Annotated in this window: 7 protein-coding genes; 4 read left to right on the forward strand and 3 right to left on the reverse strand. The window is 48.3% G+C overall.

Annotation, left to right across the window (positions count from 1 at the left end; all coding sequences use genetic code 11):
- Positions 1–87: 87 nt before the first annotated feature.
- Positions 88–3,867: a DUF2339 domain-containing protein gene (locus tag AC5I6P_RS04365; protein WP_495692537.1), complete on the reverse strand. Its 3,780-nt coding sequence runs from the start codon at positions 3,865–3,867 to the stop codon at positions 88–90.
- 243 nt (positions 3,868–4,110) lie between these two features.
- On the opposite strand from AC5I6P_RS04365, the gene AC5I6P_RS04370 reads away from it, so the two are divergent.
- Positions 4,111–5,115 carry a glycosyltransferase family 9 protein gene (locus tag AC5I6P_RS04370; protein ID WP_495692538.1) on the forward strand — a complete coding sequence of 335 codons (1,005 nt, stop codon included), beginning with the start codon at positions 4,111–4,113 and terminating at the stop codon, positions 5,113–5,115.
- Positions 5,116–5,150: 35 nt separating this feature from the next.
- Here the strand turns inward: AC5I6P_RS04370 and AC5I6P_RS04375 are convergent, their stop codons facing one another.
- A complete protein-coding gene (locus tag AC5I6P_RS04375) occupies positions 5,151–6,719 on the reverse strand; it encodes a serine/threonine protein kinase (protein WP_495692539.1) in 1,569 nt (522 codons plus the stop codon).
- A 250-nt stretch (positions 6,720–6,969) separates the two neighbouring features.
- On the opposite strand from AC5I6P_RS04375, the gene AC5I6P_RS04380 reads away from it, so the two are divergent.
- Together AC5I6P_RS04380 and AC5I6P_RS04385 are read left to right on the forward strand one after the other, a co-directional pair.
- A complete protein-coding gene (locus tag AC5I6P_RS04380; protein WP_495692540.1) occupies positions 6,970–7,545 on the forward strand; it encodes an Alr1449 family protein in 576 nt (191 codons plus the stop codon).
- 31 nt (positions 7,546–7,576) lie between these two features.
- Complete coding sequence (locus tag AC5I6P_RS04385) at positions 7,577–8,221, forward strand: Uma2 family endonuclease (RefSeq protein ID WP_495692541.1); 645 nt, start codon at positions 7,577–7,579, stop codon at positions 8,219–8,221.
- A gap of 112 nt (positions 8,222–8,333) precedes the next feature.
- Here the strand turns inward: AC5I6P_RS04385 and AC5I6P_RS04390 are convergent, their stop codons facing one another.
- Complete coding sequence (locus AC5I6P_RS04390; protein ID WP_495692542.1) at positions 8,334–8,966, reverse strand: TetR/AcrR family transcriptional regulator; 633 nt, start codon at positions 8,964–8,966, stop codon at positions 8,334–8,336.
- Between the two features lie 109 nt (positions 8,967–9,075).
- Here AC5I6P_RS04390 and AC5I6P_RS04395 point away from each other — a divergent pair, with 109 nt between their 5' ends.
- A complete protein-coding gene (locus tag AC5I6P_RS04395; protein ID WP_495692543.1) occupies positions 9,076–9,489 on the forward strand; it encodes a hypothetical protein in 414 nt (137 codons plus the stop codon).
- Positions 9,490–9,531: the final 42 nt, after the last annotated feature.

A 9,531-nucleotide genomic window follows, 5' to 3' on the forward strand; every position in this document is an offset into this window, starting at 1 on the left:
TCTATAATCATATTATATTCTGTAGCAAAAACTACAAAAATCTCCCTTTCTGACCAAGGAAGCCGTTAATTTGCTCATCCCATTGGATTACTCCCACGCTTGCAGTTGCTCTAGCCAGGTTTGCATCAGCGTCGTTACTTGCCCACGACGAGTTTCAAAGTTTGCGGCAATCCAAATCAGGACAATGCCAATGCACAAGCCAATGACCCACTTGAGGAGCGAATAAGTAGTTGCTAAAACAACGAGTTGATACAAGACGTTGAGACAAAAAACGATTGTTCCCACATATAAAAATGCTCGGATTTTTAATCCTAATCCAGCAAAAATTGCAATCAAACTAACTAGGCCTGGTAGAATGCCGTAGTTATTTTGAGTGAGCAATGCAGTAATACAAATTAAGCTCGTTCCGCACAGCCTAACGTAATGCTTTGATGATTGGGCCTGAGCCAGCTTAAGCGACGGCTCAACGGCTGCGAAGTATAGAATTGACAATCCGACTGGCAACACTTGCCAAAATAAAATATTTAAGTTGAGTTGATCAAGTTGCTTGAATACAACCCAATTCAGCAACGCCATGCTGAGATAAGTCCAGCGAATTTCTCGACGAATAGAAGCGATTAAGCTGTAGAAAACAGCCAAAACAATCAGACTTAGCCCATGAACGATCGTAGCGGTTCCAGCTAAAGCTAACAGTGGAACAACGATCGATACCCGTTGCCAAGGCCGACGCATCCAGCCTAGCCGTTCCCACGGTAGGACAAATATCACGAATGCTACGATCGCGGCGATTGCCACTGCATACGGACGCAATTGGGCAAAAACTCCGCTAAACCACGGTTTTGTACTGAGATACCAAACCAGAGCCGCCGCTTCTAGAAGCCCTGCGTAAAGCCAAATTTCTGCGCTTCGTAGGTTTGGATGGCGACGTGCCTGAAAAATGGCATACAGCGATAAGCCAACTCCAGTAATAAATCCGATCAAGGCTAATGTTCCGGGAGCAGAAATCAGTAGGGTTAAACTTGCGGCAACGCTCAGAACAACGCTACTGATTGCCCAATGTCCATGAGCAACAGATTTAATTTCTACTGCACTGAGATGTAGATAATTTAGCTTTTCTATTAATAGATAGCGATAGACTAGCGTTAACACGGTGCCTAATGCCGCGATCGCCATTAACTGATTGCTGAGCGATTCGTTGCGAAGAGGGTATAACACTAATTCGCTCAGTCCGATTGACAGTCCAAATAGTCCTAAAAACGTGAGAGATCTGAACGCGGATCGCTGCCGTCCGACACCGATGAAGATCAATGCAACACCAAGAGAAATGCACCCTGTCCACGCTTCAAAGGTTCCCAGGCGAAGCCCGATCGCACCGATTCCGTAGGCCAATGGCAAGCCATACCATCCTCCAAATATCGATTCTGAAGGAGCCTGTCGGCGTCGAATTTCATCTGCAAGCTGCGTGGCTAACCCCAATCCTACATTTGCGACGCTAAGCCGAATGATGGAAGGGTCTCCCCACGCCAAACTGTGAGCAACCAACAGTTCGATTCCAAGTCCTAACCCGATCACCGCACTCATAGAAGTCGTTCGCCAAGCCCGCGCTGCTAAGACACCTGTTGTTAGCGCGATCGCAGCCAGCCCTATCAACGTTGGAGCCTGCATATCGGCGTATTTTCTCAACACTTGGAGACCAGAACCGAATAAGAGGAGCGCACTTAGCACTGCCGCCCAACGGTTGGCCACCTGGACAAAAAGCGCGATTAAGCGAGACGGTTGTTGCGCAGTTTCCCCTTGGGTTAATTGTGTCTGTCCCCAACGCGTGCCCAGCCATAGCAGCAAAAGTACCGTTGCGCCAACAAGCAGCCACACATCAATCTGACGCATTCCAGGCAACTGATGCCACAATCCCCAGCCCAAAGCTGTCAACCCGTATCCAATCGTGAGATTGGCAAATAGCGGGTGCGGCAATAAGCGAGTGTTGCCCACCATCAGTACGGTGGCACACACCAATCCTAGTAATCCAGTTTCAGGGCGGTTGAGCGTCAGCAGTTGCGCCATGCCAAGCGCGATCGCGCTAAGTTGAGCCGCGATTTGCTGTTGCTCAGGTCGCCTGGCTGCAATTAGCGTTAATGCGAGTGGAACCGCGAGCCAGCTGCTAGCGATTGGCGGCGCAGAGCCAAGGGGTTCAACCCACAGAACATAGGATAAAGTTGCAAATCCTGGCCCAACATGCCACGCGCTACGCTGCCAAATCGATCGCGACCCAATTGCGCTGATCATCCATTGCGCGATCGCAATACTCAAAAACAGAAGCGCCCACGTTGAACTGTTTAGCGCCGGAAATCGGTATTGAATGGCTGAAATTATTGTTGCTAATCCGCCTAAATGAGTTGCATAAACCAGAGATACGATATCTTGCTGCCGCGAGCGGCGTTGGCGTAGCAACCAGGCTAGTGTAACGGTAGATGCAAAGAGATTGAGCGTTCGAGTCGCAGGCGCGATCGCACTGATCGCAAACAGCAACACTCCAAAGCCTAGCGCAATACCTTCTGAAAAGTTCGCTAACTGTGGTTGCTGTCGTCGTTGCAACCACAGTGAAAACGCCAGAATGACGATCAAGTATGGAAATAAAGCAATTCCCAATAGCGCAATTGGGGACAATTCGGTATCTGTAATGCGGGTGACACTATCAACGATTTGAGTTTGAAGCGAGGCAGGAATGAGTCTCCAAACCAGCCAGAGCATTTGTAACTCAATTGCCAATAATAAAGCTACATCAAACCGTCGCCAAAATCGTTGCAACGCTTGGTAGCTTACGAAAATTGCGATACAACTCGCGGCCAAGGCTTGCCATGGAACCGAGCCAACGGACACAAGCCAACCCAGCAATAGCAACGCGCCGCTCAATCTCCATCCCGTTGATCCGGTTCGACGGTGGGCAAGTCTAGCCACTCCACCGCCGCAGAGCGCGACCGCAAGCCCCAACTGCGCGACATCAACATTGGTCACAAAGACGGCTCGTAAAAATAGTAATGCGATCGCACTTCCTAAAAGCGCAAATCGAGACAACGCCAGAATCGGAGCAATGACCAGAAGCAGCGATCCTAAATAAATAGCGATAGGCGGAATCACCGAAACCGACCAGCCTAACTGAAGATAACTCAAGCCTAGATAACTTAAGACGAATCGAGAATTAAAATTTGAGGACGCTTTTAACAACAAAACTGCGATCGCACTTAGAACTATCGCAGCAACGGCAGCTATGCTGATGGATTGAACCTGAGGAAACTGTAAAAGAAATCGATCGATCGCCCAAAAATTAACCGGAACCAGCAGTAATGTTAGCGTTTGTAATGTTGTTGCCGTCAGCCTTAAATTTGGTCGGCGATTCGCCCAAAACGAAGCGCCCCAAAAGCTGACCGTGTAGCCCAACAGCACAAGATACTGTCCGGTTGGTGAAACAGCCTGCCACTGGCTTGCTGCCAGCACTGCCGAAGAAACCACCACCAAAAACACACCCAACACCAGTAACCAAACAACACTGAGTTCCTGTTGCAGCGATCGCAGAATTCGAGTAATCACATTCTCTGAAGGCGCTACTCGTTCGGGGCGCTCGGCCCTGGTAGAAGTCACAAAATCAGGAGTGGAAGTCACAAAATCAGGAGACGAGGAACGCCCTAGCGCTGCGATCGGACGGGTAGGAGACTCTACGGCTTCAGGCAGTAGGCAGGTTAGATGCTGACGGCTTAACTGCTCGATTTGCTGCTGAGTCAGCAAGCCAAGATCCAGCAATACATCAAGCCCGCGCAGCAAATTAGGATGATCAGCATCAAGTTCTAGTGTGAAGCGGTCTGGTGGGTTCATTCCAGCCTCCAGGTAGTTATTCTACCGACCAGTAAAGATAGGTTTTACTTTACTCGCGCTTGTGATCTAAACAATGCTGAAATCACCCATTTCTTACATTGTCACAACAACTGTCACATTTCTTAGTGCAGCGATCGCGTTTCAGATTCTTAGATTGATGGAATGTTAGTCACTCTTTCTTTAGAAGAATGACAGAGCACGCCAAATTCCGGTAATAGAGAGATGAAAAGATTGATGAGAGCTATGCAGCATATTCTATTTGTTGAACTGTTAGGTGGCATTGGTGATGTACTGATTGCATTGCCCGCTATTCAAGCGTTAGCGCGCTCTCATCCTCAAGCAAGTGTCACCGTTCTTACCTTTGCGCCAGGAGGACAACTGCTCGAAACTGATCCACTCATTGATCGAGTCATTTATGCCGAAAAGGGTAAGGCGGATCACACAGTCCAGCAGCTATTGAATACTCAACCATTCAATTTAATTGTTTCTGATACCAACTACGATCGCATTGATAAAATCATTCAAACTAGCAATGCTAAACAGGTTGTTACAAATTTATGGCGCTCTCCACCTCCAGAGCAGTTTGTGAGCGATCGCTTTCTAGAAATTCTCCTCGCTGAAAAACTCATCACACCAGAATCAATCAAACCGCCAACGCTACATCCAACGCTAGAAGAAATTCAACTTGCTCAAGCCAAATTAGACAACCCAAACCGGCCGATCGTTGTTCTCTGTCCTGATGCTGGAATGCAGATCAAGCGTTGGTCAGAGCAGAATTTCGTCCGGTTGGGCCAAGTGTTGCAGGAGAAATACGAGGCGTCAATCGTTGTTTTGGTTGGCTCGGACGCAGAACAAGCTACCCGCATTGTGGAGAGCATTGGTGAGCGATCGCGACTTTGGCAACCGGGAAGCCTGCGATCGCTTGCTGCCATGCTCTCTCAAGCTGATGTTATGATCGCTCCCGATACAGGCCCTGCCCGAATTGCCGCTGCTGTAAATGTTCCAACAATTACGCTATTTGGCCCGTCTTGGCATCAGCGCTATGGACAGCCCGTTCCTCACATCAACCTGCAAGGCTATCTAAACTGTTCAGAACGACGCATTGAGAATTTCACTGTGCAGGAGTGTTGGTATAGCGGTGAGTGCCCGTTTGAGTGGGATACTTGCGTCAATGAAATCTTAGTGGAATCAGTAGTGTCAGCTGTTCATAAAATTATTGACAAAATTGTGAAAGAAAAACTCAATTGAGATAAATCTGTCACTACACGTTTTTCAACACAACTCTATTTCCTGCCTTTTCCTTTTCCATTACCTTTATCTTCCTTATCCTGTCCTTTTCCACCTTTATCTTGTCCTCTCTTTTTTCCATGACCTTTGTCTTCCTTAGGCGGCTTTTCTTGCACCACTTGTGGTTCTGCCTGAGGGACGGCTTGTGATGGCATCTCCGCTGGCTGGCTGGGTAAGGGTACAGGAACCGTTTGAATGGCAGACGAAGCGGGTGCGGATGATGGAGAAGGAATGGCAGACGGCGTACGAACAGGTGCAGACGAGGGAGAGACAGACAATGGAGGAACAGGAGAAGCTGGGATAGGAGAGGGAGGGGCAGAAGAGGCTGGAGTAGGTGTAATCAGCTCGACAGGGGGAGATGCAGCCGTGGCGGGTTTGGCCAGTGGTGAAGGAGAGACGGATGGTTTAGGTGAAGGAGAAGCGGCACGAGTGGATTGTATCGGAGTTGGTGGTTGTGATTCTTTAGGCTGTGGTTCTTTAAGTGATGCGGAGCCGATGGCGATCGCACCTAGAGTTGCGCCCGTTATACCTGCGATCGCGCCTAGCCGACGAGTGTTGCGTCTGCTCAACCAACCCTCAGAAGTCGAATCGCGATCGCTTGCCATTCCCTCTGAGGCAGCAGGCGCAGTGATGGGTCGCGTTGTTGCCATTCCTGCTACCGGCGTCCAGAGGACGGTTTCATCTTGAGCACCAGGCAAGAGGTCTAACCACTCATTCACATCAGCAGGACGATCGTGCGCTTCTAACGCCATGCCTTGCATCACTGCTTGATCTACCGCCTCACTCAATTCTGGACGCAACTGCCGCAGAGACAGCATCGGCTGGTTCTCCCTTGAAAGTACCTCGGTTGCATTGGTAACGGAGGTTGTGATTTTCTGGTTACGGGCTTCAATCTGGCAGCGCAAAATGGAAGCCATTGGAGTGTGTGCAGTCAGCAGCGCATAGAGGGTTGCTGCCAGAGCATAGATATCGGTAGCGGGTGTGCGCTTGGCTTGAGGCAAATATTGCTCAATCGGTGCATATCCCGACGAAATCATGCTGGTGTGAGTTTGAATAATATCGGCAGCAAACTCTCTGGCGATGCCGAAATCGATGAGTACGACCGTTTGAGTCCCTTGGTGCAAAATAATGTTTTGTGGCTTGATGTCGCGGTGAAGCAATCCATGATGGTGAACCACTCGCAACGCTAATCCAATCTGGCGAATGTAATGAATTGCGATCGCTTCTGGTAAAGGATTGTTTGGCAACACCACCCGATCCAGCGTTTGCCCTGGTATGTAATCCATGACAATGTAGGCTTGCTCATCTTCGATGAAAAAGTCACTGATTCGGACGATGTTGGGATGGGTACACAAAGCTAACCGCCGTGCTTCATCCTGAAACTTTTGCTGGGAGTCTGGAAACGCGGAGGTGTTTCGCAAAGATGCGTTTAGAGTCTTGATGACAAAAGTTTGGTTGAGGTAGGAGTGGGTTGCTAGATAGGTGACACCAAAGCCTCCTCGCCCTAACTCTTCACCCAAGATATATTTTCCATCTTGAAGGGTTTTGCCAGTCCACGTGTCCATTGGTATCACAGAATGAATGCTTGCTCTTGCCTTAGTAGATGCTTTTTCTGGTGAAACTATTTAAATTACGCAACCTTGATTCTAAGAGTTTAACGAATTAGGCTCACTAGACGCGATCGTTGTTCGGTTTCATACCCGTGATTTCATTGCACAAATCATCTTCAAAACAATCCAGCAAAATGGCAAACTGCGGTGTCTTCGAGAAAATTCTAATGGCTTACCATAAACATAAGCTTATCGATCAGACATCATGGCAAAGCACAAAAAAGGCAAACCAGAATGGATCAAAGAAACGCTCGACCTCAAAGACGATCATCGCTGGCAATCAAAGCCCGGTTATAAAATCTTTGTTGCCGATCGCGGAGCCGTTCGCTTTGATGTGCCTCAAAATTGGTTCTTTGAACCTGACACGAAATCCTTTCGATTCTTAGACGTTGAGCCGCCTGACGATAACTGTCGCCTAGAAGTCTCATTCAATCGGCTGCCGCAAGCCGATTGGAGTATGTTTCCCCTCAAGCACATGCTGAAGCAAATTCTGGCTGACGAAAAGCGGAATGTGATCTCGACAGGCGAGATCTTTACTGAAAAACGGCAGACGGCACGACTTGTTTGGGCTGAGATCAAGTTTCTGGACGACCAGGAGCAGCGAGAGGCCTATTCTCGAATCTGCATCGGATTAGGCTCGAACGTTCAATGCTTAATTACGTTTGACTATTGGGTAGATGATGCTGAAAAACTAACCCCCGTTTGGGATGAAGTGCTGCGATCGCTGGTTCTTGGTCTCTACATTCGCGATCCCATGACTGGGTTTGCCTTTCCCGATTAATCCTACCGTCTCAACTTACGGTGTCTAAACTATGCTCATTACTAAACGAGTCGCGCCGCCCATCGGCGAAAAACGGGTTACGGTTCGGAATTTAGACTGGCCAGCCTATCAACAACTGCGATCGCTGTTAGAGCATCGCACTCATGCCCGCCTAACCTACGATCGTGGCACTCTAGAAATCACCATGCCTCTTGAAGAACACGAATTTGCTTCAGAAATGATTGCCTTGTTTGTCCGTGTCCTGGTGACTGAGATGGGCTTAAAACTCAAGTCAATGGGATCGACAACGCTGGACAGAGAAGACCTGAAGAGGGGGGCGGAACCTGACAAAGGGTTCTACATTCAAAATCAGCAAATTGTCGCAGGTAGAACGGTCGATTTAGCGACTGATCCAGCCCCAGATTTAATTGTTGAAGTCGATATTACCAACACAGACATCGATAAGAATGAATTTTATGCCAGCATGGGAGTTCCTGAATTCTGGCGGTTTAACGGTCGCGAATGGCGAATTTATCAGCTTCAAGGACAAACCTATGTGGAGTGCGATCTCCCGCCAACGTTTCCAATTGTCGAGAAAACAGACCTCTATCACTTTCTAGAAGCCTGTCAGCAAGACGAAATTGCAGCAGAATCCAATTTCCGAGCTTGGGTTAGACAGAAACTCGCTCAGTTGTAAACCAATCCCTGAATTTGATTAGTTGGGTAGTAGTGGACTAGACCTGTGGAAATAGGGAATTCAATTTCCTCGAACGGCTCCGCTCATTTCAAAAAGAATTGAACAAAGAGGCTCAAATTCGGTAAGTTTGTAGATACGCCGTAATCAAGGTCTTAGTTTCTGCTATCAGTTGTTGTCGATCGTGTTCATCGCGGCTAAATGCCAGCCACAGTATTTCATTCGAGGCTTTGAGTACCGTTGTTGCAATCATTTCGCACCGGGCGAAACCTAGTTGAGAATTTCGCTGCGATAGAAACTTTGCAAGTTCAGTCAGAATTAACTGGTCGTACTCATCAAATGCACTAGCATCAGCAACAGTCATTAGGTCAATCAACGGTTTCATCACCGCACAATAACCGGGATGATCATCGGCAAACTGCTTAAACGCATCTATCATCTGATCGACATAGGTTGCAATATCTGTATTAGCCAGTTCTGCATGGAGTTGCACAAACAAGTGATATTCCTGCTCAAAATACCGATTGGCAAGTGCCCGCACGATCGCTTCTTTGTCGGGAAAAAACTGGTAGAGTGACCCGACTGGAACCTTTGCACGGGATGCGATCGCCCGTGTTGTGGCTTGCTCATACCCCGACTCGATAAAAAGCTGTTCGGCAACATCGAGAATGTGGTGTACTCGCTCTTGACTGCGTGCCTGCTTGGGTTGCCGTCGCATCGTTGAGGCTTTTTGGCGGTCGTTTGCCACTGTTTGCACCCTCTTCCTTGACAAAACATGAACGTTGTTCGTATTTTATAGATATGAATATGAACAATGTTCGTATTTTACTTGAGTTTCACCCACGGAAGGTCATCTCATGCCATTTACTGATCGTCCTGCTCAGCTATCGCCCTTAAGCAAATTCCTAGGAAAAACGCTGCAATCTGTGGTGCAAACAATGAGAGGCATAAAAGCCTTTGTCACCCTCTTGTTTGATGAGAGCGGTAATCTTCTAGAGCCTGTTTGGGAATTGAGCAACAGTCTGGTTGACAGCCATGCCTTTGAAGCGGCGGTTGTAGCCATGAAAGCAACGCCAGAAGTTGCCGCGCTCCTGGCAGAACGCTACGTAACTCCCCCTCACGATTTAGAGGCATTGGTGCGCTATCCCAAAAATTCCCTCGGCTATGCCTATGCCAGCAGCTTGAAACAGGCAGGGTTTCAACCCTTAGAGGCAGCGCTTCGCGCTTCGCGCAACACAGACGGAACCGCTATTGCCTCAGACATCCACTAGACTTAATCGGCAATAGCTTAATCTAGAAGACATATAGTTATT

The organism is Myxacorys sp. (genome assembly GCF_059501405.1).

Excerpts from the sequence above, each read along its gene's own strand:
- AC5I6P_RS04365 (WP_495692537.1), bottom strand. The coding sequence starts at position 3,867 with ATGAACCCACCAGACCGCTTCACACTAGAACTTGATGCTGATCATCCT.
- AC5I6P_RS04370 (WP_495692538.1), top strand. The coding sequence starts at position 4,111 with ATGCAGCATATTCTATTTGTTGAACTGTTAGGTGGCATTGGTGATGTA.
- AC5I6P_RS04375 (WP_495692539.1), bottom strand. The coding sequence starts at position 6,719 with ATGGACACGTGGACTGGCAAAACCCTTCAAGATGGAAAATATATCTTG.
- AC5I6P_RS04380 (WP_495692540.1), top strand. The coding sequence starts at position 6,970 with ATGGCAAAGCACAAAAAAGGCAAACCAGAATGGATCAAAGAAACGCTC.
- AC5I6P_RS04385 (WP_495692541.1), top strand. The coding sequence starts at position 7,577 with ATGCTCATTACTAAACGAGTCGCGCCGCCCATCGGCGAAAAACGGGTT.
- AC5I6P_RS04395 (WP_495692543.1), top strand. The coding sequence starts at position 9,076 with ATGCCATTTACTGATCGTCCTGCTCAGCTATCGCCCTTAAGCAAATTC.